The organism is Marinoscillum luteum, from assembly GCF_044005705.1.
Lineage (GTDB): Bacteria > Bacteroidota > Bacteroidia > Cytophagales > Cyclobacteriaceae > Marinoscillum > Marinoscillum luteum.
This window is the reverse complement of record NZ_JBIPKE010000012.1, coordinates 74460-100441: the sequence shown is the minus strand read 5'-3', so window position 1 is coordinate 100441 and position 25982 is coordinate 74460. Positions and strand designations below refer to the sequence as shown.

At 45.6% G+C, this 25982-nt stretch carries 23 protein-coding genes; 14 read left to right on the top strand and 9 right to left on the bottom strand.

The window, feature by feature from the left end; genetic code table 11:
* Positions 1-12: 12 nt before the first annotated feature.
* Entirely contained in the window at positions 13-1110 is a 1098-nt protein-coding gene (locus ACHKAR_RS03830) for a DUF1573 domain-containing protein (protein WP_395416240.1), read from the bottom strand.
* An 80-nt stretch (positions 1111-1190) separates the two neighbouring features.
* Between ACHKAR_RS03830 and trpS the strand changes: the two genes are divergently transcribed.
* A complete protein-coding gene (gene trpS / locus ACHKAR_RS03825) occupies positions 1191-2159 on the top strand; it encodes a tryptophan--tRNA ligase (RefSeq protein ID WP_395416239.1) in 969 nt (322 codons plus the stop codon).
* On the opposite strand, the gene ACHKAR_RS03820 is transcribed toward trpS, so the two are convergent.
* The gene (locus ACHKAR_RS03820; RefSeq protein WP_395416238.1) at positions 2148-2576 is read right to left on the bottom strand and encodes a hypothetical protein; all 429 of its coding nucleotides are present in this window, start codon (positions 2574-2576) and stop codon (positions 2148-2150) included. The genes trpS and ACHKAR_RS03820 overlap by 12 nt on opposite strands.
* 143 nt (positions 2577-2719) lie before the next feature.
* Here ACHKAR_RS03820 and ACHKAR_RS03815 point away from each other — a divergent pair, with 143 nt between their 5' ends.
* The 3 genes from ACHKAR_RS03815 to pgi all read left to right on the top strand — a co-directional run bounded on the left by ACHKAR_RS03815 (position 2720) and on the right by pgi (position 7334).
* On the top strand, positions 2720-4444 hold the full coding sequence (locus ACHKAR_RS03815) for a phospho-sugar mutase (protein ID WP_395416237.1): 1725 nt from the start codon (positions 2720-2722) through the stop codon (positions 4442-4444).
* A 108-nt stretch (positions 4445-4552) separates the two neighbouring features.
* A complete protein-coding gene (locus tag ACHKAR_RS03810) occupies positions 4553-5563 on the top strand; it encodes a calcium/sodium antiporter (protein ID WP_159578651.1) in 1011 nt (336 codons plus the stop codon).
* Between the two features lie 115 nt (positions 5564-5678).
* Positions 5679-7334 (top strand): glucose-6-phosphate isomerase, encoded by a 1656-nt coding sequence (gene pgi / locus ACHKAR_RS03805; RefSeq protein WP_395416236.1) that lies wholly within the window; start codon positions 5679-5681, stop codon positions 7332-7334.
* Here the strand turns inward: pgi and ACHKAR_RS03800 are convergent.
* Positions 7321-8067, bottom strand: a complete 747-nt coding sequence (locus ACHKAR_RS03800; RefSeq protein ID WP_395416235.1) for a TrmH family RNA methyltransferase — start codon at positions 8065-8067, stop codon at positions 7321-7323. The two genes, pgi and ACHKAR_RS03800, sit on opposite strands and share 14 nt — an antisense overlap.
* A gap of 14 nt (positions 8068-8081) precedes the next feature.
* Between ACHKAR_RS03800 and tamL the strand changes: the two genes are divergently transcribed.
* Genes tamL through ACHKAR_RS03785 form a run of 3 tightly spaced genes read left to right on the top strand, consistent with a single transcriptional unit; the run spans position 8082 to position 12020 of the window.
* On the top strand, positions 8082-10541 hold the full coding sequence (gene tamL / locus ACHKAR_RS03795; protein ID WP_395416234.1) for a translocation and assembly module lipoprotein TamL: 2460 nt from the start codon (positions 8082-8084) through the stop codon (positions 10539-10541).
* A 2-nt stretch (positions 10542-10543) separates the two neighbouring features.
* Entirely contained in the window at positions 10544-11467 is a 924-nt protein-coding gene (hemF, locus tag ACHKAR_RS03790) for an oxygen-dependent coproporphyrinogen oxidase (RefSeq protein WP_395416233.1), read from the top strand.
* On the top strand, positions 11460-12020 hold the full coding sequence (locus tag ACHKAR_RS03785; RefSeq protein ID WP_395416232.1) for a phosphatase PAP2 family protein: 561 nt from the start codon (positions 11460-11462) through the stop codon (positions 12018-12020). The genes hemF and ACHKAR_RS03785 overlap by 8 nt, the downstream gene beginning before the upstream one ends.
* Here ACHKAR_RS03785 and ACHKAR_RS03780 read toward each other — a convergent pair.
* A complete protein-coding gene (locus tag ACHKAR_RS03780) occupies positions 12007-12708 on the bottom strand; it encodes a LytR/AlgR family response regulator transcription factor (protein WP_159578639.1) in 702 nt (233 codons plus the stop codon). The two genes, ACHKAR_RS03785 and ACHKAR_RS03780, sit on opposite strands and share 14 nt — an antisense overlap.
* A 4-nt stretch (positions 12709-12712) precedes the next feature.
* Positions 12713-13300, bottom strand: a complete 588-nt coding sequence (locus ACHKAR_RS03775; RefSeq protein ID WP_395416231.1) for a riboflavin synthase — start codon at positions 13298-13300, stop codon at positions 12713-12715.
* Between the two features lie 86 nt (positions 13301-13386).
* Between ACHKAR_RS03775 and ACHKAR_RS03770 the strand changes: the two genes are divergently transcribed.
* From ACHKAR_RS03770 to ACHKAR_RS03760, 3 genes are read left to right on the top strand one after another with little or no spacing between them, the layout of a single operon-like run.
* Positions 13387-14010, top strand: a complete 624-nt coding sequence (locus ACHKAR_RS03770) for a protein-L-isoaspartate(D-aspartate) O-methyltransferase (protein ID WP_159578635.1) — start codon at positions 13387-13389, stop codon at positions 14008-14010.
* Positions 14011-14013: 3 nt separating this feature from the next.
* Positions 14014-14532 carry an acyl-CoA thioesterase gene (locus ACHKAR_RS03765; protein WP_395416230.1) on the top strand — a complete coding sequence of 173 codons (519 nt, stop codon included), beginning with the start codon at positions 14014-14016 and terminating at the stop codon, positions 14530-14532.
* A complete protein-coding gene (locus ACHKAR_RS03760) occupies positions 14532-15059 on the top strand; it encodes a hypothetical protein (RefSeq protein ID WP_395416229.1) in 528 nt (175 codons plus the stop codon). The genes ACHKAR_RS03765 and ACHKAR_RS03760 overlap by 1 nt, the downstream gene beginning before the upstream one ends.
* A 4-nt stretch (positions 15060-15063) precedes the next feature.
* Here ACHKAR_RS03760 and ACHKAR_RS03755 read toward each other — a convergent pair whose 3' ends face one another.
* From ACHKAR_RS03755 to alaS, 3 genes are read right to left on the bottom strand one after another with little or no spacing between them, the layout of a single operon-like run.
* Complete coding sequence (locus ACHKAR_RS03755) at positions 15064-16176, bottom strand: peroxiredoxin family protein (RefSeq protein ID WP_395416228.1); 1113 nt, start codon at positions 16174-16176, stop codon at positions 15064-15066.
* A 6-nt stretch (positions 16177-16182) separates the two neighbouring features.
* Complete coding sequence (gene gatB, locus ACHKAR_RS03750) at positions 16183-17649, bottom strand: Asp-tRNA(Asn)/Glu-tRNA(Gln) amidotransferase subunit GatB (protein WP_395416227.1); 1467 nt, start codon at positions 17647-17649, stop codon at positions 16183-16185.
* A 6-nt stretch (positions 17650-17655) separates the two neighbouring features.
* A complete protein-coding gene (gene alaS / locus ACHKAR_RS03745; RefSeq protein WP_395416226.1) occupies positions 17656-20289 on the bottom strand; it encodes an alanine--tRNA ligase in 2634 nt (877 codons plus the stop codon).
* Between the two features lie 128 nt (positions 20290-20417).
* Here alaS and ACHKAR_RS03740 point away from each other — a divergent pair, with 128 nt between their 5' ends.
* From ACHKAR_RS03740 to dprA, 4 genes are all read left to right on the top strand, one after another.
* Positions 20418-21401, top strand: coding sequence for a M23 family metallopeptidase (locus tag ACHKAR_RS03740; RefSeq protein ID WP_159578625.1), 984 nt, complete (start codon positions 20418-20420; stop codon positions 21399-21401).
* A gap of 124 nt (positions 21402-21525) precedes the next feature.
* Positions 21526-22734 (top strand): CapA family protein, encoded by a 1209-nt coding sequence (locus ACHKAR_RS03735; RefSeq protein WP_395416225.1) that lies wholly within the window; start codon positions 21526-21528, stop codon positions 22732-22734.
* Between the two features lie 11 nt (positions 22735-22745).
* Positions 22746-23084, top strand: a complete 339-nt coding sequence (locus ACHKAR_RS03730; protein ID WP_159578621.1) for a MerR family transcriptional regulator — start codon at positions 22746-22748, stop codon at positions 23082-23084.
* Between the two features lie 3 nt (positions 23085-23087).
* Positions 23088-24185, top strand: coding sequence for a DNA-processing protein DprA (gene dprA, locus ACHKAR_RS03725; protein ID WP_395416224.1), 1098 nt, complete (start codon positions 23088-23090; stop codon positions 24183-24185).
* Here the strand turns inward: dprA and ACHKAR_RS03720 are convergent.
* On the bottom strand, positions 24182-25978 hold the full coding sequence (locus ACHKAR_RS03720) for an SLC13 family permease (protein ID WP_395416223.1): 1797 nt from the start codon (positions 25976-25978) through the stop codon (positions 24182-24184). The genes dprA and ACHKAR_RS03720 overlap by 4 nt on opposite strands.
* Between the last annotated feature and the right edge of the window lie 4 nt (positions 25979-25982).

Genomic DNA, 25982 nt, shown 5'->3' with positions numbered 1-25982 from the left:
CCCAATAGACTTTTAATTCACATCAGCTTTGATACTGATCATCTGAGAAGGCGCCGACGGGTCATTGGAAAACACGGTGACCGTTTTATATTGTCGGCCCTGACGACCAGAGGTATCAAACCTCACCTCGAAGCTCACCGTCTCACCGGGAGCGATGGTCTGTTTTTTCAACCTGGCAACAGTACATCCACAATTGGGCTTCACACTCCTGATCTCAAGATCTTCCATCCCATTATTGGTTATTTTAAAATCGGTGATTGCCGTCACACCTTTATTCACACTCCCAAAATCATGCTGCGTCTTATCAAAGGAGAGCTTTGGAGCTTTTTTCATTTCTTCCTCGGTCCTGGGCGGAAAGTATTCTGAGATGGTAGCTATCACGTGAAGTTCTTTGACCTCATCTTCAGCTTCATCAGTATACAATCGGATATTATCTGACACGAAACCCAGATCAGCTTTTTTTACAGGATCAAAAGTGAGCCTGATCTCGCCCAGAGTCTTTGGCTCGAGCACCACCGGATCAAACACCACCTGCACATGCCCGGGCAATGAGCTTTTGTCCTCAAGCCAGCGCACAGCACTGTCTCCTTCATTGTATACTTTGAAAGATTCTGTTACCACTTTTTCAGTAGTCACCCGTCCTATATTCAGGGCTTTATATTTCAGCCTGATCTGCCCCAGCAAAAGCGGCAATTCATCTTCCATAGTTGATGCTCTGGGCGAAACCATCCCTTCTATATATAAAGTAGCCGATGCTGAACCCGACCGCCCCGCTGAGTAGCTTACATTCAGCGACTTCTCAAATTTACCCGGTCGGTTCAAAGGGTCATACTCCGCCACCACAAAGCCGGTATCTCCTGGCATCAGAGCAGAGTCTGTCCAGTCAGGCGTAGTACAGCCGCACGATGCTTCCACATTCTTAATCTCCAAAGGATCAGCACCGGTATTCACAAAGAGAAACGCATACTTCACAGCCCCGCCCTCTTCGTGGATTTCACCAAAATCGTGTTTTTCTTTCAAAAAACGAATGTTTTGTCCTGCTAAAGCGGTTATTGTGAAATACACACACAAGACCAACATCCCTCCTACCCTCAATTTTCTATTCATCATCTAATTACCTGTTTTGCTATTTCCTTGTTTTAAAACCACACAAAGATTCAAATTATTTAGGTTTGCACAAAAAATCCGAAATGGCCAGAATATTAACAGGAATTCAGAGTTCAGGGAAACCACATTTGGGAAACCTATTGGGTGCAATAATACCAGCTATTGAGTTATCCAAGGATGATAAAAACGAGTCCTTTTTCTTTATCGCTGACCTCCACTCCCTGACCACCATTAAGGATGCCGAAACCCGGCGTGAAAATGTGAATGCCGTGGCAGCAGCCTGGATCGCGTGCGGGTTTGATACGGAAAAGAACCTCTTTTACAGACAGTCGAGAGTGCCGGCAGTATGCGAGCTGGCCTGGTATCTCAACTGCTTTACACCTTTCCCGATGTTGGCCAACGCCCACTCCTTCAAGGACAAATCGGACCGACTGGCTGATGTCAATGCCGGGCTTTTCACCTACCCGGTACTGATGGCCGCTGATATACTCCTGTATGACGCCAACATCGTACCTGTGGGCAAAGACCAAAAGCAACACCTGGAGATGACCCGTGACATGGCCTCATCATTCAATCACTCCTATGGTGACACTTTCGTACTTCCTGAGGCAAGAATAGACGATAACCTCATGACCATCCCTGGCACCGACGGTCAAAAAATGAGTAAATCGTACGGTAATATCCTTGACATCTTCTTGCCTGACAAGAAGCTCAGAAAAAGTGTGATGTCCATCATCACCGACAGCACTCCGATGGAAGAGCCTAAAAATCCTGACACCTGCAATGTCTTTGCGATCTATAAAACCATTGCTGATGAATCACAGATTAAGGAGATGCGTGCCAACTATGAAGGGGGAAACTATGGTTATGGACATGCCAAACAGGCACTTTTTGAACTGATCGTAGATAAATTTAAAGAGCCCAGGGAGCGTTTTGATTACTACATCAACAACCTCCCCGAGCTGGAAGAACGTTTACAATCAGGAGAGAAACGTGCCGCAGAAATCGCACAATCCGTCCTGAGTCGTGTGAAAGTAAAATTAGGCTTCTAAAGGTTGTCTGGCCACCCAGACAGTCTCTTTGAAATCCGCATTCAGACCCTGAAGCACCAATCGTGTAGGGCCAGGCACCAATACTAGCTTGGCTTTGATGCCCGGGAAGTCATCGGCCTCTACCTCTATGCCTTCTTCGGGATCAACATCATACACTTCATTCCCATTCTTTGACTCATAGTGAGAAGCCAGATAAGATATCGGTTTCAACACCTCATTATCCGGACAGTACTCATCATGCACATTAAAGAGCGCCTCTTCAATGTAAGCACCAAAGGTCATTTGAAAATCTTCCTCCAGTCTCCTTACCTCATCCTGAAGCTCCTGATAGGTGCTCCCTTCCTTTGCAAATTGAAAAAGTTGATTCTTCTTTTCAGCAATTTCAACAAATGCTTGATTAAGATTTTTTATATTCATACCCTCTATTATTTTACAGAAAATATTGAGATTGATTAAAGTGCAAATTTTAATACATTTTTAATTAATACAATACTTTATTGTAATTATTATATTTCTAAAAACTTTTCAAATACCAATATTATCAAATTGATAATCTAAGCATGGAAGTAACAGCAAAGGCTCAAAAGTGGCTTGTAAGCCAAAAAGTAGATCAGGACACCAAAACCATCATTGAGAAGATGTTGGCAGATGCTGACCAAACTGAATTGACTGAGTGTTTTTATAAAGACCTGGAATTTGGCACCGGAGGGCTTAGGGGCCTGATGGGTACCGGATCCAACAGAATGAACAAATACACGGTGGGAATGGCCACCCAGGGGCTTGCCAATTATCTCAATCAAACTTTTGCCGGAGAAGAAATCAGTGTAGCTATTGCCCATGATAGCCGAAACAACAGTCGCTTTTTTGCCGAAACCACGGCAGCCGTTTTCTCGGCCAATGGGATCAAAGTTTATCTCTTTGAAGCGCTCCGCCCAACTCCGGAACTCTCCTTTGCCATCAGACATCTGGGCTGTAAAAGTGGGGTGGTGCTTACTGCCTCTCACAATCCCAAAGAATACAACGGATACAAAGCCTACTGGGACGACGGTGCCCAGATGGTCCCCCCGCATGATGTGAATGTGATCACTGAAGTAGGTAAAATTTCCTCAATTGATGATGTGAATTTTGATGCCAACGCCTCACTCATACAGTCGATCGGCAATGAAGTGGATGAGCCCTACCTGGACATGATTCAGTCTCTTTCACTTTCACCTGAAGCCATTGCCCAGGAGAAGAACCTGAAGATTGTGTTTAGCGCGATCCATGGCACAGGCACCACCATGGTTCCCCCTATTTTGAAAAGGATGGGTTTTGAAAATGTAACGGAGGTGAAGGAACAAGCCATGGCTGATGGCAACTTTCCTACAGTAATCTACCCTAACCCTGAGGAAGCTGAAGCCTTGAGCCTGGCACTCAAGAAGGCCGAGGAAATAGATGCTGACCTGGTCATGGCTACAGACCCTGATGCCGACCGGGTGGGAATAGCCGTGAAAAATGACAAGAACGAATTTCAACTGCTCAACGGGAATCAGACCGGGTCATTATTACTTTATTACCTACTGAGAAAGTGGAAAGAAAATGGTAAACTCAATGGAAAACAGTATGTAGTGAAGACCATTGTGACTACAGACCTCATAGAAAAAATCGCGGAAAAGTACAATGTAAAGCTCTATAACACCCTTACTGGCTTTAAATACATCGCCGAGGTGATCAGAGAACTGGAAGGAAAAGAGGAATTCATTGGTGGCGGAGAAGAAAGTTACGGTTACCTGATCGGAGATGCCGTGAGAGACAAGGATGCCATAGCCTCCTGTGCCATGATTGCTGAAATGGCAGCATGGGCCAAATCTAAAGGCACTTCATTGTACGAACTCCTTAAGAACATCCATAACGAGTTCGGACTTTATCAGGAGTCGTTGAAATCCATCACCAAAAAAGGAAAAACCGGAGCTGAAGAAATCAACGAGATGATGGTCAAATTCCGCCAGAATCCACCATCCATGCTCGCTCAATCGAAAGTGATGACTATGATCGACTACAAAGCAGGAACCTCAAAAGACCTGACCACCGGAAAAGAGGAAAAAATCAAGTTCCCGGCTTCCAATGTCTTGCAGTTCATTACGGCAGACGGTAGCAAAATATCCGTTCGCCCATCAGGTACAGAACCAAAAATCAAATTTTACTTCTCAGTAAACGAGCAAATTTCAGCTCCTGATAAGTATTACGAAACTATTGGTCTTTTGGATAAAAAGACCCAAATTGTAGTAAAAGACCTTGGTTTATAACTTTTTAGAGGTTGTTGCTTTAATCTTTTGATCTAGTTATCTTGCAAGGAATTTTGAAACGGATTCTATAAATATTTATATTCGTCTTAAACTAACCTAAAAACCGCCTTGACTGTATTTATCAATATTCTATTAGTAGCAGTGGGATTTGTTCTCCTCATCAAAGGAGCAGATTTTTTGGTGAATGGAGCTTCGTCCCTGGCTAAGAGATTCAATGTTTCAGATATTGCCATCGGCCTAACCGTGGTTGCCATGGGCACCTCAGCCCCAGAGTTGGTAGTCAATATCATATCCGGAACAGTAACAACGGATGAAGGCACGAATGACATAGTCTTTGGCAATATCATTGGATCCAATATCTTCAATGTCTTTTTGATATTAGGGATATCCAGTATCATATACCCTCTTACGGTACAACGAAATGCCCTTTGGAAGGAAATTCCCTACTCCCTTCTGGCTACTTTTATATTTTTCATTCTGGTCAATGATGTGCTCTTTTTTGGCGCTGAAAAAAACACACTGAACGTACTTGACGCCAGCATCCTCCTGGTCATGTTTATTCTGTTTCTGGTGTATATCTTCATGAACCTGACCAGAAATCCTGATGAGGGTGAGTTGGTAGAGGATATCGTCATTTTCGGGAGCGTAAAAACCACCATGATGATCTCTTTGGGGATTGCAGGATTGATCTTCGGAGGAAAGATGATCGTGGACAATGCAGTTGAAATTGCGAAAACTTTCAACGTAAGTGAAAAACTCATCGGATTGACCATACTGGCAGCTGGTACGTCTCTGCCAGAGTTAGCGACCTCAGCGGTTGCAGCTTTTCAAAAGAAATCCGATCTGGCGGTCGGGAACATTGTTGGTTCCAACATTTTCAACCTGCTGCTGGTGATCGGTGCCACGGGCCTTATTCACTCACCTCTTGGTTACCCTCCTTCACTTAACATGGATTTATACTTCTGTATGATCGGTACACTGATGCTTTTCATCTTCATGTTCACATTCGCTAAGTATAAGCTGGATCGCTCAGAGGGTGTGCTGTATCTGCTTGGTTTTATCGTGTACATGTATGTGCTTTTCGAAAGAGAAGGAATGGGATTTGGCATTTTCTTCTAATTTTCAGCAGGCTTTTTAGTGACAATTAATTAAATCGCACTCTTGGGAAGATTATGCGGTTGAATTTATTGTAAATGCTCTCCTTTCTTGTGAAGTTTACAAGAAAAACGAACAAATGCTATCAACCATAAATCCTGAAGAATCCAACTCCTGGAAAGCACTTACCAAACACTTTGATACTATAAAAGAAACCCACATGCGGACGCTCTTCGAGCAAGACCCGCATCGTTTTGAAACCTTCTCAAAAACCTTCGAGGATATCCTTCTCGACTTTTCCAAAAACAGAATTAACAGCAAAACCTTCACGTTACTTTGTGAGCTAGCTGAAGAAATGGGGCTTCAGGAAGCCAAAAAACAAATGTTCGGTGGTGAGCCGATCAACCTTACTGAAAACAGAGCGGTTCTCCATGTGGCGCTGAGAAACTGCGGTAAAAAACCCTACTATGTCAATGGTGAGAACATTACTCCTGCAGTAATGAGCGTGCTGGATCGCATGAAATCCTTCACCGAGCGACTCCACCAGGGTGACCTCAAGGGGTATACCGGCAAAAGGATTGAACACATTGTCAATATCGGAATTGGTGGGTCAGATCTGGGCCCATTTATGGTCACAGAATGTCTGAAACCTTACCAGAAAGCAGGTATTCAATCTCACTTTGTGTCCAATGTGGACAGCACGCACATAGTGAATGTGCTGAAAGCTGTAGACCCTGAGACTACACTGTTCATTATCGCCTCAAAGACCTTCACCACGCAAGAGACCATGACCAATGCCCTCTCAGCTAAAAAATGGTTTCTGGATGCGGCTAAGGATGAGAAATATGTAAAAGATCACTTCATTGCCATCTCCACCAACAAGGAGTCTGTTACCCAGTTTGGTATAGACGAGGCAAACATGTTTGAGTTCTGGGACTGGGTTGGTGGCCGGTATTCACTATGGTCGGCCATCGGGATGCCGATAGCCTGCGCCATTGGTTTTGACCGTTTTTGGGAACTTTTGGAGGGTGCTGAAGCGATGGACCAACATTTCCTCAACACACCTCATCAGGACAACTTACCTACCATCCTGGCGCTTCTGGGCATATGGTACAATAACTTTTTTGGAGCTGAGACACAGGCCATTTTGCCCTATGACCAATACATGCACGCTTTTGCTCCGTACTTGCAGCAAGGCGATATGGAGAGTAATGGAAAATATGTAGGAAGAAATGGAGAAAAGGTAACTTATCAGACCGGCCCCATCATTTGGGGTGAGCCCGGCACCAATGGTCAGCATGCCTTCTATCAGTTGATTCACCAGGGAACTAAGTTGATTCCCTGTGATTTTCTGGCTGCTGCCCAAAGTCAAAATCCGCTGGATGACCATCACGAGAAATTGTTGGCCAATTTTTTCGCCCAGACAGAAGCGCTCCTGATGGGCAAATCCAGAGAGGCGGTAGAATCAGAGTTCAAGGCTGGTGGAGCTGATCAGGAGACCATAGACCTGCTCTCACCTTTTAAAGTATTTGAGGGTAACCGTCCGACTAACAGTATTCTCTACAAAAAGCTCACGCCGAGAACCCTGGGGTCGCTGATTGCCATGTATGAGCATAAAATATTCGTTCAGGGAATCATCTGGAATATCTTCAGTTTCGATCAGTGGGGCGTGGAACTTGGAAAACAGTTAGCTAAAGCCATTCTTCCTAAACTTTCCGGTGAGGAGCATATTCATGATCATGACGCTTCTACTTCCGGACTCATCAATGCTTATAAGCAGCTCAGGAAAGATTAAACCTGAGGTGATGGCAGAGGATCCCCGTGGCAATGGCCACATTGAGTGACTCTGCCATCCCTACTTTTGGGATACTCACCTTGCCTGAGATCACCGCTTTCACCTCCGGACTCAGTCCATGGGATTCACTGCCCATGACCAGCATCACCGGCTCTTGTGTTGACCACTGTGAAGGAGCAATACCCTCCAGGTCTGCCCCAAATGAAGGAATAGGAGCGTCGGAGATAAACCTAGAGATATCAGTGTAAATTACCCTGACACGGGCAAACGACCCCATCGTAGCATTCACTACTTTAGGGTTATAAACATCCGCTGAATCCTGAGAGCAAATGAGGTACTTCAACCCGAACCAATCCATCGTACGAATGATCGTGCCCATATTACCAGGATCACTCACACCATCAAGCACCACTAAATGATCAGTGAAAGGCACTTCGGCCAATTCCTGCTCGGGCATTTCCACCACTGCGAGACAATCATTGTTGGTCTGAAAGGTACCCAACTCCGTGAGCGTGTTGGAATCCACTTTAATAATTACATCTTTAACAATAGTGGATGGCAATGTGTTGTTATAGAGGAAATCATCGGTGGCCAGAAGGTACTTAACTGTATAATTTGACTGGATGGCCTCCAATACATTCTTTCTACCCTCTATGATAAAACACTTTTCCTTTGTGCGGTACTTTTTTATCTTCAGTGATTTGATGAATTTTGATTGTTTAATAGATACCATTGGGCGAGCTGGGTTTGAAAATTAAAATTCTCCTTCTATTTATTACTGTTTCCGTTTCCTCCTGTATAGGCACAAAGTACCTAAAAAAGGATGAGACGATCCTGTACAAACAGAACATTAAATCAGAGGGGCCCATTAATGAGGAATCTCTCCAGACTCAGCTGACCCAAACACCCAACTCACGACTCCTGGGCCTCCCTATCGCACATCTCGTGCACGTATACAAATGGGGAGAAAGCAACCTCGACTCTGCAAAACTACTTCGCAAAAGAGAGCGAATTACCCTTAAGTACGATAAGAAAATAGCTGGAGCAAAGTCCGACTCGCGAAAGACCAAACTCACTTCCAAAAAAATACAAAAGACCGAAAAAATCGAGAAAACACTGCGTGAAGGTAATCAGCTCATGCGTTGGGGTGAGCAATTGGCAGTATTTGACAGTACACAACTGATCAATTCTACCATCAATCTTAGAAATTATCTCTTTTCCAAAGGGTATTTTAATGCTAAGATTTCCACGAACGTCACTCACAGAAATCAACGCACCTTTGTGACCTACAAAATCCTGGAAAGCAAGCCTTACACTATTGATTCCATTGTATACAAAATCCAGGACAAGCAAGTCAAGAGCCTGTTTGAAGCTAACATCAATCAACAAAAAATGGTTGGTAAACAGTACGACCAGGAGCTCTTCGGCAAAGAAAGGGATCGGGTATACGACCTGATGTCCAACAATGGATATTATGACTTTAAGAAGCAGTACGTTCTGTTTGAGGTAGACTCCACCCAACTGGACGACAGAAGATTATTGATACGGGAAAACATAGCCAATCCGCCAGGCAAGTCCCAACACAGAACCTTCAGGATGGATTCAGTGATTTTCTCCAACGAAACAGCTTTGACCAATTCACAAAACAGGCAAACCGAGGAATACCATGATATCACCTATAGCTTCACCAACGACAAGTACCCGGAGCGACTGTTGAGCTGGAGAATTTTCCTGGAAAAGGACAGCCTTTACAGCAAACAAAACACCCTGGAAACCCAAAAACAGCTCTCCTACCTGGATATCTTCAAATTTGTAAACATCAACTACGATAGTAGTGGCGGAGAGTTTATTGCCAATATTTTCACCAGCCCATTGAAAAAATACCAGACTTCCACTGACATGGGATTGAGCGTATTGGAGCATGCTCAGGGGCCTCCCGGTCCGTTTTTTAATTTTAATGCGAAAAGCCGAAACGTTTTTGGAGGCCTGGAAATCATTCAACTGGATGGAAATGCCAGCATTCAGGGTATCAAGAGTGTTAGTGAAGACAATACCAACTACTCGCGGTTTCAGTATGGAGGCCAGCTTTCGGTTACCTTCCCTCAGTTCCTTTTTCCCATGCGGGAGTCTCAGAGGGCCGCCATTGGGCGGTACAACCCTAGGACGAAAATTGCTACTGGGGTTAATTTTGAGGACAGAAAAGATGAGTACACACGTACCACCTTCAATGGAAGTATGTCCTACATATGGCAAGTAAAGGAAAGCACACAATTCACCCTGAAACCCTTTGATCTCAGTTATATCAATTCCATAAATTCCGACAGCTTTGCAGATACGCTGAAGGCCCTGGAAGACAGTGGTAATCAGTCGTTGGTGAGTTCATTTCAATCTTCATTTGTTAGTTTCACCTCATTCAGCACACAGTTCAATCAAAACAATTATGGTCTCGGTGGCCGCACCAATTCGGGACTTTGGCAGGGCTATATAGAAACCGGGGGAAACCTTCAAAGTATTCTGGGTAAAAAACCCCTCAGTAACTCATTTGACTCGCTGGAGTACTACCACTACGTGAAAGCCAGTGTGGATGTCCGCCGTACCAATCGCCTCAGCTCCAAATCATCGCTGGCTTACCGTCTCAATCTGGGAATGGCGTATGCCTACGGAAGCAATAAGGCACTGCCCTACGAGAAGTACTTCTTTGCCGGCGGAAGCAACAGCATTCGGGCCTGGCAGCCCAGACGTCTGGGACCAGGTGCCTATGCCGTATACAGCACCTCAGATGATGGCGGAGATATAGAGGTGAATAATAGCCGTGAACAGCCGGGAGACATCATCATGGAAGCAAGCGTGGAGTTTAGACGGGATCTGGTAGGGTTCATTGATTACGCCCTGTTTATCGATGCAGGAAACATCTGGCTGTGGAATAGTGAAACTGTCGAAAAGGAGACCGATGGCTACGGAAACGGCACCAATGATGATGGGGTCTTCCGGCTCAAAACTTTCCCTAAGGAGATCGCTGTGGGTGCGGGGTTTGGTCTGCGTTTCGACTTCTCCTTTTTGGTCCTCAGAACGGATATCGCTTACAAGATGGTGGATCCGGCTTATCCGCTGGGCCAGCGTTTCATTCTGGGTGATTATCAGTTAAATGATTTGTGGGATTTCAAAAACCGGGCTGCGGTTAACATCGGGATAGGTTACCCCTTTTAGACATGGAACAACGGAAACAAGTTGAAAATTGGTTTAAAAACCTTCAGGATCAAATCTGTTCAGGACTCACCACGCTCGATGGAAAATCTCAATTCAGAGAGGACCTATGGGATCGTGCTGAAGGCGGTGGTGGACGCACCAGAGTGATAACCAATGGTAACCTCATAGAAAAAGGAGGAGTCAATTTCTCGGCCGTTCACGGACCTCTGCCCGAAAAAATCCAAAAGGGTTTGGCATTGTCTCCATCTGAATTTTATGCCACAGGGGTATCCATAGTCCTCCATCCCGTCAATCCATGGATGCCCATCATCCACATGAATGTGCGATACTTCGAGACTACTCCCCTGGACCAAAATGAAAAAGGAACCTATTGGTTTGGTGGTGGCATAGACCTCACACCACACTACATCACCCCAGAAGACGGAGGGTACTTTCACCATCAACTCAAGGCTGTATGTGATCAAACAGACCCTTCATTTTATCCGAGGTTCAAACAATGGGCTGATGATTATTTCTACATCCGTCACCGCAAGGAGACACGCGGAGTAGGCGGTATTTTCTATGACCGGCTACATCCAGAAACTGAAGAAAAGTCATTTAATACGCTGTGGGCTTTTCAGCAAAATGTAGGAAATACCTTTCTCCCACTCTATGAATATTATGCTCACAAGTATCGTGAAAAACCCTACGAAGAGGCACACAAAAACTGGCAAATGGTGCGACGTGGGCGCTATGTAGAGTTTAACCTGGTATGGGATAAGGGCACCAAGTTTGGCCTGGACACCGATGGTCGCACAGAATCCATTCTGATGAGCATGCCTCCACTGGCACAGTGGCACTATGATCATCAACCCCAGGCAAACTCACCCGAAGCTGAGACGCTCAAGTGGCTCAAAAAAGACATCAACTGGCTGGATCATGCTTGAATGGGTGCTGGAACTGGACGAGAAAATCTTTTTAACCCTGAATGGTCTGGGTTCACCCTACCTGGATACATTCATGATCTGGATGTCAGACAAGTACCTGTGGATTCCCCTTTACCTGTATTTGATTTTCAGGCTGTATCAGCAGGAAGGCAAGAAGCTCCTATGGCCTCTGATTACTCTTATCATTGTGATCATTTGCACCGACCAAACCACTGCAGGGTTTATGAAACCCTATTTCGAACGCCTGCGGCCCTGCAAAGATCCGGACCTGGGGGACCTGATCGTCATCATAGGTGAATGCCGTGGAAAGTTTGGTTTTGCTTCCGGGCATGCGGCCAACTCCTTTGGTTTAGCTGCCTTTTTCTATTTTAAGGAACGCTCTTTTTTCAGCAAAGGACTTCTGCTATGGGCTGCTGTAGTAAGTTATAGCCGGGTATATCTGGGCGTTCATTACCCGGCTGATATTTTGGTAGGTACGCTGGTGGGAGTTTTCTGGGCTTATGCCCTCTACACCATGATGAAATTCTTCCGGCTCAGAGCTAAAGCATATTGACCCTGGAGAGAAACTCATCCTTGTAAGAAGCACCTATCGGGATCACCTTATCACTAATGGAGATATTGAAATCCTCAATATTGCTGATCTTGCTCCTGTTGATGATGTAAGACCTGTGCACCCTGCTAAACATGCTCATAGGCAACCTCTTCTCGATTCCCTTCATGGTGTGATGCACAATGAATTTGCCCTTGAGTGTATTGAAGATCACATAGTCTGCCAGGGCCTCCACAAAAAACAAATTCTCAAAAGGGATTCGCACCAGTTTGGAGTCAGACTTCACAAAAATGTGGTCCTCCATTTCAGCAAACTTCAGCTCTTTTTCACGTTCCTCCCTGGCCTTTATCACCGATTTCAAAAACCGGGTATATTCTATTGGTTTGACGAGGTAATCAAGCACATTATCCTCAAAGGCCTCAATGGCGTACTCCTTTTTGGAAGTAATGAAAATAATCGGATAGGTATTCTTGAGTGACTTTGACAGCTCAAGGCCGGTCATCTCTGGCATTTCCACATCAAGAAAAACAAGATCCACATCATTGTTTTTCTCTCCAACGAGTATGTTAGAGGCTTCTATGGTGTTATCCAGGACGTGCGTAAGATTGAGAAAGTCAGTTTGTTCTATAAATCTACTTACCAGCAAACGAGACATTTCGTCATCGTCCACAATCATACAGTTCAAGGTCATTTATTTAGGCCGGTTTGGTTTGTAACTTCTTTATATACTTCCCAATAATATCAAATTCAATGTTAACGATGCTCCCTTTTCTCAAATTTCGGAAGTTGGTATGATCAAAAGTATAGGGAATTATCCCAACACTAAAGAAATTTTCGGATATATCGAAACATGTAAGGCTCACACCATTGATGCAAACGCTCCCTTTCTCTACCATCACCTCATCGGATGGCCCCAGTTCAAACCTGTAGATCCATGACCCATCCTTATCCTCTACCCGCTCCACCACAGCAGTGGTATCCACATGCCCTTGCACTATGTGTCCATCAAAACGGCCATTCATTTGCAGGCATCTTTCCAGGTTAATCTCATCACCCGGGCTCAAAGTCCCAAGGTTCGTTCTTTTCAAGGTCTCGTCAATGGCTGTAACCCAGTGGGCACCATCCTGCACTTCAGTTACAGTGAGGCAAATGCCGTTATGATTAACACTTTGGTCTACTTTCAATTCATGACTGATGTCCGAAGAAATTTTCAGATGAAGATTCGTACCATCTCTTTTAGTTTCCTTAAGATTGCCAAGTGACTCGATGATTCCTGTAAACATGGGATTTTCTATGCGATGTCCGATTATATTTTTACATACTGGTTTACAATATTAGCTAATTGGAAGATAGTTACAGGCATAAAGGAATGCGGAAACTTCTGATAAAGGAAGTGGCCTCCAAGGGAATCACAGATGAACGGGTGTTGAATGCTATGATGAAGCTGCCCAGGCACTTTTTCTTTGACGAAATCTTTGTGACTCATGCCTATGAGGATAAAGCGTTTCCAATAGGTCAGGGACAGACCATTTCGCAGCCATACACCGTGGCCTTCCAGACAGAGCTTCTGGAGATCAAGGCCGGGGATAAGATTCTCGAGATTGGCACGGGCTCGGGCTACCAGGCCAGTATCCTACTGGAACTTGGCGCTGAAGTACATACCATAGAGTACAATAAGGTTCTCTACAACCAAACCCGAAAGTTTTTACCACGGCTCGGCTACCGGCCCCACTTCTATCAGGGAGATGGCTCACGTGGGCTTCCTGCACAGGCTCCCTTCGATGGAATCATCGTGACTGCTGGCGCACCATCAGTACCCCAGGACCTTATTCAGCAACTCAAAATCGGTGGAAAGCTGATCATCCCGGTTGGGGATGGGAAAACCCAGGAAATGTACAAATTCACCAAGGTTACCGAAAACAAAATTTCCAAAAAATCATTTAAGAATTTCAGCTTCGTACCTTTGCTGGGCGAACACGGCTGGAAAAAATAACCTATGAGCAAAAAGAAAAAACACTGCAGGGAATCCTTTGTGACCATGACTGAAATGGTCCTCCCCAATGACACCAACACCCTCAATAACCTCATGGGGGGAAGACTCATGCACTGGATGGATATCGTCTCAGCCATAGCCGCACAGCGTCACAGTAATCGCATCGTAGTAACGGCCTCAGTAGACAATATTTCTTTTTCAAAAGCGATACAGCTTGGCAATGTGGTCACCCTCAATGCCTTTGTCACCAGAGCCTTCAATTCCTCCATGGAGGTGTACATAGAGGTGACGGCTGAGGATGTTCCTTCCGGTAGGAAAATAGAAACCAACAAAGCTTTTTTCACTTTTGTGGCCGTGGATCAAATGGGGAAACCCATTGACGTGCCCGAGATAGAACCAGAAACCGCCGAGGAACAGGAACTGTATGAAGGAGCGCTTAGGAGAAGACAGCTCCGACTGGTTCTGGGTAAGCGGATGAAACCTGAAGACGCCAACGAATTAAAATCAATTTTCAAACTGTAATGGAAGACGAGTATCTGCCTTTTTTCATCACCGAAGACCTCTACCTGCTGGACGAGATCATCCCTGAATCTGTAAAAGAGACACCTCCAGCCCCTGTGGTGAAAGAAAAAGTGGAGGCCCCAGCGGCAGTGGTGGAAGAAAAAGTGGAGGCGCAAGCAACCGTGGTGGAGGAACCTCCTACAGCCATCGTCCCACCTACCGTACATGACCTGGCCATATGGTCACCTCCGCTTACTGCACAGGACAAAGAGCTTTTGGTGAAAATATTGGCCGCCATCAATGAAGATTTCGAAAAGGCCAACTTAATGGAAGGCATCAACGCTTATGAACCACACTATCACAAGCTCCTGTGTTTTGGATACCAAAAAGAACTGGAATTGAAACTGGGAACCGCGGTGGCTTCTTATCAACCGACTAAAGTATCTGATAGGCAAATCCTGGTGTCAGCCGCTCCGGCAGATCTGCACGCAGATAAAAATGAAAAGGGCCGCTTATGGACGGCCCTTCAGGAAATGTTTTTAAAGTAGGCTATTAGCCAAATATTTCTTTCAACTTGGCTTCCAGTGAGGCTCCTCTCAGACCTTTGGCGATGATTTTACCATCCGGCCCGATCAAATAAGTAGCTGGTATGGAGGTGATCTGGTATTCAGCAGCAGCCACAGAGTTGAAGTACTTCAGATCTGACACATGCACCCACGGCAATCCATCCTGCTCTATGGCCCCTACCCATGCGGCTTTGTTTCTATCTAATGACACCCCGAGTATTTCAAAGTTTTCATCCTGATATTGCTGATAGAGTCTCACCACGTTGGGGTTTTCAGCCCGGCAAGGTTTGCACCATGCGGCCCAAAAATCAACCAACACATATTTTCCACGCAAAGAGCTCAGCGTGACCACTTCTCCATCAGGATTGGGGAGCGAAATCTCAGGCGCTTCTGCCCCAATCGCCAGTTTTCTGAGGGCCGAAACCTTTTTGGTCAACTCTTCTGTGAACATATTGCCGGGAAGTTCGGCACTGAACTTCTGAGCTACACTGTCGTAAAAAGGGAAATGCTCCTCCACAGGCAATGACTCCAGCCCGTAATACGCAGCCAATGAAGGTGTGATCTTCCAGATAAATGTTTTCAGCTCCTTCTGACGCAGTTTCATCAGGGCAAAATACTCTTCTGTGAGCCTGGCAAGGGTCTGCTGATCATCCGCCATCCTCGCCTCAATGGCCTGCTGATTGAGTTCCTTCACGTCCGCCTGCTGATCACGCATCATCCCTTCCAGCTGCTGCACGTATTTGGTGTGCTTGGAGCCGGTCACGGAGACTTCTCCACCAGGGTTATTTCCTTCCAGCATGATCACCACTTCCTCTTCGGTGCCATCCAGCACCAGGTTCATCTGCTGGCGATTGTAAAAATTTAGTCGATAAAAAGTAGCCTCGGCCGGCTTCACATAAAACTCAAATGCTCCCGAAGGATCTACCTCAATGGTATCGATAGGTTTCAGTCCGGTAAACTCAAATTGATTGAGTACAACCAGCTCACCTTTAATAGGATTTTCAACTTTTCCAGACACATTAATTCCATCTTCTCCAGATTTACCACATCCAAAAACGGACAAAATCAAGCCCAACACCAAGTACTTACTCTGACTCATAATCTTCTATTTGATTGTTTCTAACGACTCTCTTAACAGTCGGTTGGCCAACTTAGGATCTACCTTTCCATTGGTCTTCTTCATGACTTCTCCCATAAACATCCCGATGAGGCCTTTTTTACCCTTTCGGTACTCTGCCACTTTCTGAGGGCTATCGATCAGCACCTGATCGATCACCGGCTGAATGGAAGCTGTGTCCGATTCCTGAAAGATATTGAGTGTTTGGGCAGCTTCCAAGGGAGTAGCCCCGGGATTAGCCACCAGGTATGGAAAAAGTTGTTGATTGGCAGCAGAAAAGCTCACCACTCCTTCATCTATCAGCTGAATGATTCCGGATAAATGACTGACCCGGATCACGGAACTTTCAATGGTATTTCCGGTTTCGTTCAGATAGGATTTGAATGGACCCATTATCCAGTTGGCGGCACCTTTGAAATTATTGGTTTGCTGACACAGTTCTTCGAAGAAATAGGCCATCTCCTTTTGATCGGTTAGCACCAAAGCATCTGATTCACTCAGACCATATTCCTTTTCAAACTTGCTTTTGAAATCAGAAGGCAACAAAGGCATTTCAGCCCTGATCTTCTCCAGCCAGTCGCTGGTCACTCTCAGCGGGCTCAGGTCAGGCTCCGGAAAGTATCGGTAATCATTCAACTCCTCCTTGGTGCGCATACCCGAGGAATCCCCCGTATTGGCATCAAAAGTCCTGGTCTCAGAAATAATCTCCTCTCCCGCCTCCAAAAGCGCTATTTGTCTATCCATTTCGTGGTAAATGGCGCGTATCACATTTTTAATGGAGTTCATATTTTTCACTTCCACCTTTTTACCCAATTGGGTATCGGTGGTTCGCATCACGGATACATTGGCATCACAGCGGACAGAACCCTCTTCCATGTTGCCATCGCATATTCCCAGGTAGCGCACAAGCTTTCTCACTTCTGTCAGAAAAGCCCCTGCTTCTTCCGGTGTTTTGATCACCGGCTCGGTCACGATTTCTATCAACGGCACACCCGCTCGGTTCAGATCTATGAGGGTATCGGTCTCACCTTCCAGGTGAATGGATTTTCCGGCATCTTCCTCCAGGTGTATTCTGTTAAGTACTACCTCTGAGTGTTGATTGCCATCATAGACCACTGGCACCAATCCACCTATGCAGATAGGAGTCTTATCCTGTGTGATTTGATAGCCCTTCGGAAGGTCCGGGTAGAAGTAATTTTTTCGATCGAAAAACTGGTACTCGCTAATCTTACTCTTACAGGCCAGCCCCATCTTGATAGCATATTCCACAGCTTTGATGTTCAGCTTGGGCATCACACCGGGATGTCCCAGTGAAATGGTGCTCACGTTGGTATTGGGTGCATCCCCAAAGGAATTGCCATCTGATGAAAAAATCTTCGTCTCAGTATTCAGCTGTGCATGCACCTCCAACCCTACTACAAGCTTGTATTTGGCTTTGACCTCTTCGGAAATCATTTGATCTCAACTTTTCAGTTTCTCATGAATAATTTTCTTCCCAATCTCAAGCGCTTGAGAGAGTCCGGCCAAATTCTTACCACCAGCAGTGGCATAAAATGGCTGACCTCCACCACCACCCTGAATTTCCTTCGCCATGGCTCGCACCATTTCAGAAGCATTGAGTCCAAGCTTTTGGACCAGCGCGTCATCCAATATGACACTTAGCATCGGCTTTTCGTTCAGGTTGGCAGCCAAAACCGCTACCAGATTAGGAACTTCATTTTTGAGTTCAAATGACAGTTGTTTGAGTACATTGGCATCAGGTAATTTTACTTCCTGGGTGATTACTTTGATGCCATCAATATCTTCTACTTTATTAATTAAATCCTTTTTCAGGGCACTGCCCTGCTGCTGATTGAGCTCATCAATCTGCTTCTGCAGCTGATTTTTCTCCTCAATAAGAGATACAATCGCTTTCTTGGGATCTGCGGGGTTTTTAAGAAGTTCCTTTATTTCTTTAAGTATCTCCAATTCCTGATCTACGAAAGCCTCAGCCTTATCAGCCGTAATAGCTTCGATACGCCGTACACCAGCTGCTACAGAGCTCTCACTTACGATCTTAAACAATCCGATATGGCCAGTAGCTGGCACATGGGTACCTCCGCATAGCTCTACAGAATAATCCCGATCAAAAGTGATTACCCGCACAAACTCACCATATTTCTCCCCAAAGAGTGCCATAGCACCCAATGATTTAGCTTCTTCTATCGGAACATTGCGCCTTTCGTCCAGCGCTATATTTTCACGTATCCTCCTGTTTACAATCGCCTCTACCTTCGCGATTTCTTCTTCTGTCACCTTAGCGAAATGGGAGAAATCAAATCTCAAAACCTCTTCGTTCACCAGGGATCCCTTTTGTTGCACGTGTTCGCCAAGGACGCTTCTCAGCGCCGCATGAAGCAAATGCGTGGCGGAGTGATTGTTTTCGGTAAGCAGGCGCTTCTGCACATTCACTTTTGCCATAAAGGTGGCTGTGAGGTCTTTGGGCAGGGTCTTGGTGTAATGAACAATCAGGTCATTTTCTCTTTTGGTATCAAATACCGCAATGCGCTCCACATCATTCTCTAAAACTCCCGAATCCCCTACCTGGCCACCGCTCTCAGCGTAAAAAGGGGTCTGATCCAGCACGATCTGGTAAAAAGAACCTTTCTTTTGCTTGACTTCCCGATACCTGGTGATCCTGGATTCAGCTTCCAGATGTTCATAACCGAGAAAAACAGAAGCCTCGGCTTCAGAAATCACACTTATCCAATCCCCGGTAGACTGCTCTGCTGCACTTTTAGATCTTTCCTTTTGAATCAGCATTTCAGCCTGAAAAGCTTTTTCATCCACCGAGAAACCATTTTCTCTGGCGATCAATGAGGTAAGATCCAACGGAAATCCGTAGGTATCATATAGTTCAAAAGCCGTTTTCCCATCGATCACTTTGCCTTTGGTCTCAGCTTTGATGATTTCGAATCGTTTCAGTCCTTTTTCCAGTGTTCTGAGAAAAGATACTTCTTCCTCACGAATCACTTTAGCCACAAATGCACGCTGCGCGTCCAGCTCGGGAAAGGTGTCTTTAAACTGATCGGCCAACTGACCCACCAGGTCCGTGAGGAAAGGTTCTTTAAAATTCAAGAAAGTGTATCCGTAACGTACCGCCCTTCTAAGGATTCTGCGAATCACATATCCTGCCTTGGCATTGCCCGGCAGCTGTCCATCGGCGATGGTAAATGAAATAGCTCTGATGTGGTCAGAAATCACCCTTATGGCAATATCCACTTTCTGGTCTTCACCATAGGTCACACCGGCACGTTTCGCAATAGACTGGATAATTGGCTGAAAAACATCCGTATCATAGTTGGATTGCTTTCCCTGAACAGCCATAGCCAGTCGTTCGAAGCCCATTCCCGTATCTACATGCTGCTGTGGTAGGTTTTTAAGCGAACCATCTGCCAGTCTGTTGAATTGCATGAAAACCAGGTTCCAGATTTCCACCACCAGTGGGTGGTCATTATTAACTAGGTCTCTACCTGGTACTTTTTTTACTTCATCCTCTGAGCGTAGGTCTATGTGGATCTCGGAGCAGGGGCCACATGGACCCGTATCCCCCATTTCCCAGAAATTATCTTTTTTATTTCCATTGAGAATGCGGGATTCGGGTATCAGTGCTTTCCAGTATCCCCGTGCCTCTTCATCTGCTTCCAGGTGTTCTTTTTCATCTCCTTCAAAAACTGTGGCATACATTCGATCCTCCGGCAGGCCACATACATCAGTAAGAAACTCCCACGCCCATTCGATGGCTTCTTTTTTGAAGTAGTCACCAAAAGACCAGTTGCCCAGCATCTCAAACATGGTATGATGATAGGTATCCAACCCTACTTCTTCCAGATCATTGTGCTTGCCCGACACGCGCAAACACTTCTGAGTATCTGCCACACGGTTGGAATCAGGGGTCTTATTGCCCAGGAAATAGTCCTTAAACTGATTCATACCGGCGTTGGTAAACATCAGCGTAGGGTCGTTTTGTACGACTATGGGAGCGGAAGGAACTATTTTGTGGGACTTTGACTTAAAAAACTCGAGAAATTGAGCGCGGATATCTTTTGAATCCATGTAACTAATTGAATATTAAATGCTTACAGTTTTGCGTTTGGTTTTATTGGTATAAAAACCGTAATTTGCCGATTAGATTTGCTCTACCAGCCGAGCAAAACTAATTGAAAATAACCTAACATTGATCTATGGCCAGGATTAAGTATTATTATGACACAGAGTCATGTAGATACGAGCGGATAAGAGTTTCATCATGGGATATCCTATGGAATTCGCTTGGTTTTTTAATGCTAGCGATGCTTTTGGCGGGGGGTATAGTGTTTATCTATACCAAATATTTTGAGTCCCCTGAAGAGGCGCTTTTGAGAAAAGAAAACGAGGAGCTCAGAATGTACTACGAGCTCCTAAGCAAGGAAGTAACAGATGCCAATCAGATGTTGGCCTCCCTGCAGGAAAGAGATGACAACATCTACCGGGTCATCATGGGTGCAGAGCCTATTGCCGATGAAATCAGAAAAGCTGGATTTGGTGGAGCTAACCGCTACAGAAACATTCTGGAGCAGGGTCTTGAGCGTGAAGAGCTGGTACTTGAAAACTACCAGCGCATTGATCAGCTCAAAAAACAAATGTACATCCAGACCAAATCCTACGATGAGGTGATGAATCTGGCTTTGGACAAAGAGTTGATGCTGGCTTCTATGCCCGCCATTCAGCCTGTATCCAATGAAGACCTTAAGCGACTATCAAGTGGATTTGGATACCGAATGGATCCAATCCTGAAAACACGACGACCACACCACGGTGTAGACTTCTCTTTGCCTAAAGGTAACCCTGTCTATGCTACCGGAGATGGAGTGGTCAAGTTTACCAAAACCAGCTTTAGTGGTTACGGCAAGCAAATTGAAATCGACCATGGATTTGGATACACCACCAAATATGCTCACCTCAATGAGTTTGTGGTGAAAACAGGCCAGAAAGTGAAGCGTGGTGAGCTGATCGCTTACTCTGGAAATACTGGTAAGTCTACCGCTCCACACCTTCATTATGAAGTAAAGATCGACGGTAAGCCCGTGAATCCAGTACATTACTTCTACAAAGATCTGGACTCTGAAGAATATGAAGAAGTACTCCGATTGGCCTCTATAGAAAATCAGGCCATGGGTTCTTACTAAGCATAAAAACATTCGAACATGAAAGCGATGATCCATCATCGCTTTTTTTATGTCTAAAACTTGTGGAAAACTACTTTCCATAGACAAGATTATCCTCTTACTTTTGTAGGCTAATCCCAATCGAATGAGGCAGCTCAGCGGATCACTTCTTACGTTCTCCATTTTACTGTTTTTGCTTACCAACTGTAAAGTCAGTCAGCAAACCACTGCCCCTCCTCCACCCGACCAGGATACCGTGAGATTAGCGTTGGATTCCATTCCTCCGGAGAAAGAGACTTTTCTAATCACCCAGGCGGGAGACACCCTCGATACACTCTTTCAGGAAGTAGAAATCTCCATCGAACGCCTCTTACCGGATACAGTCACCATCATGGCTGTGGGAGACATCATGATGGGTACCCAATTCCCCAACAAGAGCTACCTGCCTTTAAACAACGGTGAATACCTTTGGGATGACACCCGGGACCTCCTCGCATCTGCCGACATCACCTTTGGAAACCTCGAAGGCACCTTATTGGATGGCGAAGGTGATCCCAAAGAATGCAACAACCCAGATGCCTGTTACCTCTTCAAAATGCCCACCCGACTGGCCACCAATCTGGTTGATTGCGGATTTGATCTGCTCAGCGTTGCCAATAACCACGCGAATGACTTTGGGCCTGTAGGAAGAAAAGCCACGCGGCAAACCCTGGACTCTCTGGGGCTGACCTCCGCTGGCTCTACAGAGTACCCATATACCATAGCCAAAATAGGAGACCTGAAAGTGGGGTTTGTGGCCTTTGCTCCGAATAAGGGAACCCTCACCTTCTATAACGTGGAATACGCCCGATCCATCGTGACCATGCTGGACTCCCTGAGCGATCTGGTGATTATCTCCATTCATGGTGGTGCTGAGGGTGCCAAGAATATGCATGTGACCAGAGCCCGTGAATTCTATTTTGGGGAAGACCGTGGCAACATTTATGAGTTTAGTCACGCGATGATTGATGCGGGTGCCGATTTGGTATTGGGGCATGGACCACATGTGGTCAGGGCCATGGAGGTTTACAAAAACAGATTAATTGCTTACTCGCTGGGTAATTTTTTAACATATGGACGTTTTAACCTGAAAGGTGCCAATGGGGAAGCTCCCCTACTGGAGGTACAAACCAAACCCAACGGCGAGTTCATTGGTGGGAGAATCCATTCTTTTTACCAAGCCTATAGCCGAGGCCCCTTGAAAGACGAGCGAAAGCAGGTCATGAAGAACATTCAAAAATTATCTCGGGAAGATTTCCCCGAAAATGAAATATTGATTGATGATGAAGGTAGAATTATCTATATTCAAAACTGAAAATTTTCACCGTGCCATATAAGGAAAAAGAAATAGAAAAAAAGTACTTCACGATAGGTGAAGTAGCCGATGAACTCGGGGTGGCTACTTCACTCATCCGCTTTTGGGAAGGTGAATTTGATATTATCAAACCAAAGAAAAACCGAAAAGGCAATCGCCAATTCACCAAAGAGGACATCAAAAATGTGAAGCTCATTTATTACCTGGTAAAGGAGAAGGGTTTTACACTACAAGGAGCACGTGATTTCATCAAAAACGATGTGGAGGCCGCTACTAACAAGGTGGAGCTCATCGAATCACTCAAGAAAGTACGGTCATTTTTAGTTACTCTTAAGCAGCAGCTGGACTAATGTATGAACGAGAAACTGTATCAGGTAGCACTGGAATTCATTCCCGGCATTGGTGATGTCAATGCCAAGAACCTGATCGCTTACTGCGGCTCTGCCTCCGCGGTGTTCACCGCCAAAATCAATCACTTAAAAAAGATTCCGGGGATTGGCCCCAAAACAATCGATCTGCTGAGCAGTGCCCAACCGCTGCATGAAGCCGAGCGGGTGATCAAGGAAGCCTCAAAAAAAGGAATCGACATTCATCATTTTACAGATTCCTCCTACCCGGAGAAGCTCAAGCAAACGATAGATTCACCAAACATCATTTATTCCAAAGGCACTATCAACTCCTGGAGTAAGGTCCTTGCGATCGTTGGCACCCGCAATGCCACCGATTATGGCCGCACGATCACTGAACGCATTATAGAAGACGCCAGAGAGCTTGGATTAGTAGTTGTGAGTGGTCTTGCTTACGGCATTGACATCACTGCGCACCGGGCCGCGCTCAAGGCCAATATCCCAACAATCGGAGTGCTGGCCGGGGGGCTTGACAGAATCTACCCTTCCTCTCACAAAAAGCCGGCAGAAGAAATGCTCGAAAACGGGGGGCTTATCTCAGAAAACCCTCCAGGAGTACAGGCTGAAGCTCATTTTTTTCCTGCCAGAAACAGAATCATCGCTGGTATGAGTGATGCTGTGGTGGTGATTGAAGCAGCCAGAAAAGGTGGCGCTTTGATTACCGCAAACATCGCTGACTCCTACAACCGCACCGTTTTTGCTGTTCCCGGTGACCTGGAAAACAAATTTTCCGAGGGCTGTAACTATCTCATCCGAAACCAGAAAGCGCTCATCTACACCGGAGTGGATGATTTGAAATATCACCTCAACTGGGACACTGAGAAGCCCAATGCGCAAAGGCCAGCCAAACATGACTTCTCCAAACTGCCGGAAGGTGATCAAAAGTTACTGAGTACATTGAGTGACCATCCTGCCGGTCTGGCCGTGGACGAAATAGCCTGGCGCACCCAAACTCCCATCAACCAGCTGGCAGGAAACCTGCTCAACCTGGAGTTTCAGGGCCTGATTAAGTCGCTTCCAGGTAAAAAGTACAAGCTCTCTTAAAATCCGTAAAACAATGGAATGAGGAAAGTGGCCAGAATCCAAAACAGGATGTTAAGCCATAGCCCTATCCGGAAAAAATCTCTGAATTTATACTGACCAGCGGTATAAACCATCGTATTGGTGTGGTACCCTATGGGCGTCATAAAACTAGCCGAAGCAGCAATCATCACTGCGATCAGGAATGGATATGGACTCAACTCCAACTTATCAGCAGTAGTAATAGCTATAGGAGCAATCAACGCTGCAGCGGCATTGTTACTCATAATCTCCGTGAGCATCGACGTGATAAAGTACATGCAGGAAACGATGGCTATTGGCCCCCAACCGCCCAACTGATCCACAAAGACACTGGCGATCATATCTGCCAAACCACTGTTGTGCATGGCCACACCCAGACTAAGTGCACCGGCCAAAAGGAAAATAATCTTCCACTCAATAGAGGCATAGAGCTCCCGCATGTTAATGGTCTTGCTCAGAACCAGCACCATGGCTCCAAGAATGGTGGAGATAGCAATGGGCAATATATTGAATGAAGCGATGGCCACTACTCCTGCAATCACCGAAAGCACGGTAATAAACTTCTTGCGATTAAAATCAATAATACCCTCCTCAGAAAGCACGATGAAGGGACTGCTCTGACTCATTTCCTCACGTTTTAGGCTTTGAACCCGGTGCATTTTGATCTCTGTAAGAATGATGTCTCCAGCATTGAGAATCACACTATGCAAATTTTCGTGAACCACTTTCTCACTATGGAGAATGGCTAAAGGAACCGCCCGGTACCTCCTCCTGAAATCCATTTCCCTTAAGTTTTTCCCCACAAATTCGGAACCAGAAGTAATGATCAGTTCCAATATGGAAGTATCCCCCTTTTGGAGCTCGTTCTCATTGATTCGCAGGGCTGAGGTATTAAAACTCACCTTCAACCGATCCTTCAGCGCTTTTATCTTCTCCACATCACAGCGGATCTTGAGGATATCCCCTGATTTGATTTCAAAATCACCAGCTGGCAGAGTGAAAAGATTCCCGTTCCTTCGTACTTCAATCACATCTATTTCCAGATCCTTTGCCAGGATTGAGTCCATGATGCGCTGCCCGACAAACTCTGAATCCTTCAGAATCTCTATCTCCGTCATGTAGTCCCTTACCGCAAATCGCTCAGAAGGATCAGACTCTGAAATCCTATCGGGAAGCAGGCGCTTACCAAAAAAATAGATGTAAATGGACCCGACTAACAAAAAGGTAATACCAATGGGTGCGCTCAGAAACATTGAAAATGGCTCCAAGCCACTCTTTTCGGCAATGCCACTCACGAGTACGTTGGTGGAAGTACCAATGAGTGTACACATGCCACCGAAAATGGAGGCATAAGAAAGAGGAATCAGTAACTTAGAAGGGCTGATCCCAGATATTTTACCAATACTCACCATCACAGGAATGAACATGGCAACAATGGGGGTATTGTTAACGAAAGCTGATACGATCCCTATGAACACCATCATGATGAGGATCCCCAGGTTGAAATTTCGCTTAAAAATGGGCCCCAGATAAGGCCCAATTCGCTGGAGGGAACCGGTTTTGAGCAAGGCATAGCTCAGCACAAACATAAAGGCCACCGTAATGGTGGCCGGGTTACTAAAACCGGCAAGGCCCTCCTCCGCACTGATCACTCCTGACATGGTGAGGGCCATCATAATCAGAATAGCCACAAGGTCTATGGAGAGCCACTCCGTAGCGAAAAGCACGATCGCCACCACGATCACTATCAATACAATTATTGCGTCTATTCCCATGCTG

Excerpts from the sequence above, each read along its gene's own strand:
- ACHKAR_RS03830 (WP_395416240.1), bottom strand. The coding sequence starts at position 1,110 with ATGATGAATAGAAAATTGAGGGTAGGAGGGATGTTGGTCTTGTGTGTG.
- trpS (WP_395416239.1), top strand. The coding sequence starts at position 1,191 with ATGGCCAGAATATTAACAGGAATTCAGAGTTCAGGGAAACCACATTTG.
- ACHKAR_RS03820 (WP_395416238.1), bottom strand. The coding sequence starts at position 2,576 with ATGAATATAAAAAATCTTAATCAAGCATTTGTTGAAATTGCTGAAAAG.
- ACHKAR_RS03815 (WP_395416237.1), top strand. The coding sequence starts at position 2,720 with ATGGAAGTAACAGCAAAGGCTCAAAAGTGGCTTGTAAGCCAAAAAGTA.
- pgi (WP_395416236.1), top strand. The coding sequence starts at position 5,679 with ATGCTATCAACCATAAATCCTGAAGAATCCAACTCCTGGAAAGCACTT.
- ACHKAR_RS03800 (WP_395416235.1), bottom strand. The coding sequence starts at position 8,067 with ATGGTATCTATTAAACAATCAAAATTCATCAAATCACTGAAGATAAAA.
- hemF (WP_395416233.1), top strand. The coding sequence starts at position 10,544 with ATGGAACAACGGAAACAAGTTGAAAATTGGTTTAAAAACCTTCAGGAT.
- ACHKAR_RS03785 (WP_395416232.1), top strand. The coding sequence starts at position 11,460 with ATGCTTGAATGGGTGCTGGAACTGGACGAGAAAATCTTTTTAACCCTG.
- ACHKAR_RS03780 (WP_159578639.1), bottom strand. The coding sequence starts at position 12,708 with ATGACCTTGAACTGTATGATTGTGGACGATGACGAAATGTCTCGTTTG.
- ACHKAR_RS03775 (WP_395416231.1), bottom strand. The coding sequence starts at position 13,300 with ATGTTTACAGGAATCATCGAGTCACTTGGCAATCTTAAGGAAACTAAA.
- ACHKAR_RS03770 (WP_159578635.1), top strand. The coding sequence starts at position 13,387 with ATGCGGAAACTTCTGATAAAGGAAGTGGCCTCCAAGGGAATCACAGAT.
- ACHKAR_RS03765 (WP_395416230.1), top strand. The coding sequence starts at position 14,014 with ATGAGCAAAAAGAAAAAACACTGCAGGGAATCCTTTGTGACCATGACT.
- ACHKAR_RS03760 (WP_395416229.1), top strand. The coding sequence starts at position 14,532 with ATGGAAGACGAGTATCTGCCTTTTTTCATCACCGAAGACCTCTACCTG.
- ACHKAR_RS03755 (WP_395416228.1), bottom strand. The coding sequence starts at position 16,176 with ATGAGTCAGAGTAAGTACTTGGTGTTGGGCTTGATTTTGTCCGTTTTT.
- gatB (WP_395416227.1), bottom strand. The coding sequence starts at position 17,649 with ATGATTTCCGAAGAGGTCAAAGCCAAATACAAGCTTGTAGTAGGGTTG.
- alaS (WP_395416226.1), bottom strand. The coding sequence starts at position 20,289 with ATGGATTCAAAAGATATCCGCGCTCAATTTCTCGAGTTTTTTAAGTCA.
- ACHKAR_RS03740 (WP_159578625.1), top strand. The coding sequence starts at position 20,418 with ATGGCCAGGATTAAGTATTATTATGACACAGAGTCATGTAGATACGAG.
- ACHKAR_RS03735 (WP_395416225.1), top strand. The coding sequence starts at position 21,526 with ATGAGGCAGCTCAGCGGATCACTTCTTACGTTCTCCATTTTACTGTTT.
- dprA (WP_395416224.1), top strand. The coding sequence starts at position 23,088 with ATGAACGAGAAACTGTATCAGGTAGCACTGGAATTCATTCCCGGCATT.
- ACHKAR_RS03720 (WP_395416223.1), bottom strand. The coding sequence starts at position 25,978 with ATGGGAATAGACGCAATAATTGTATTGATAGTGATCGTGGTGGCGATC.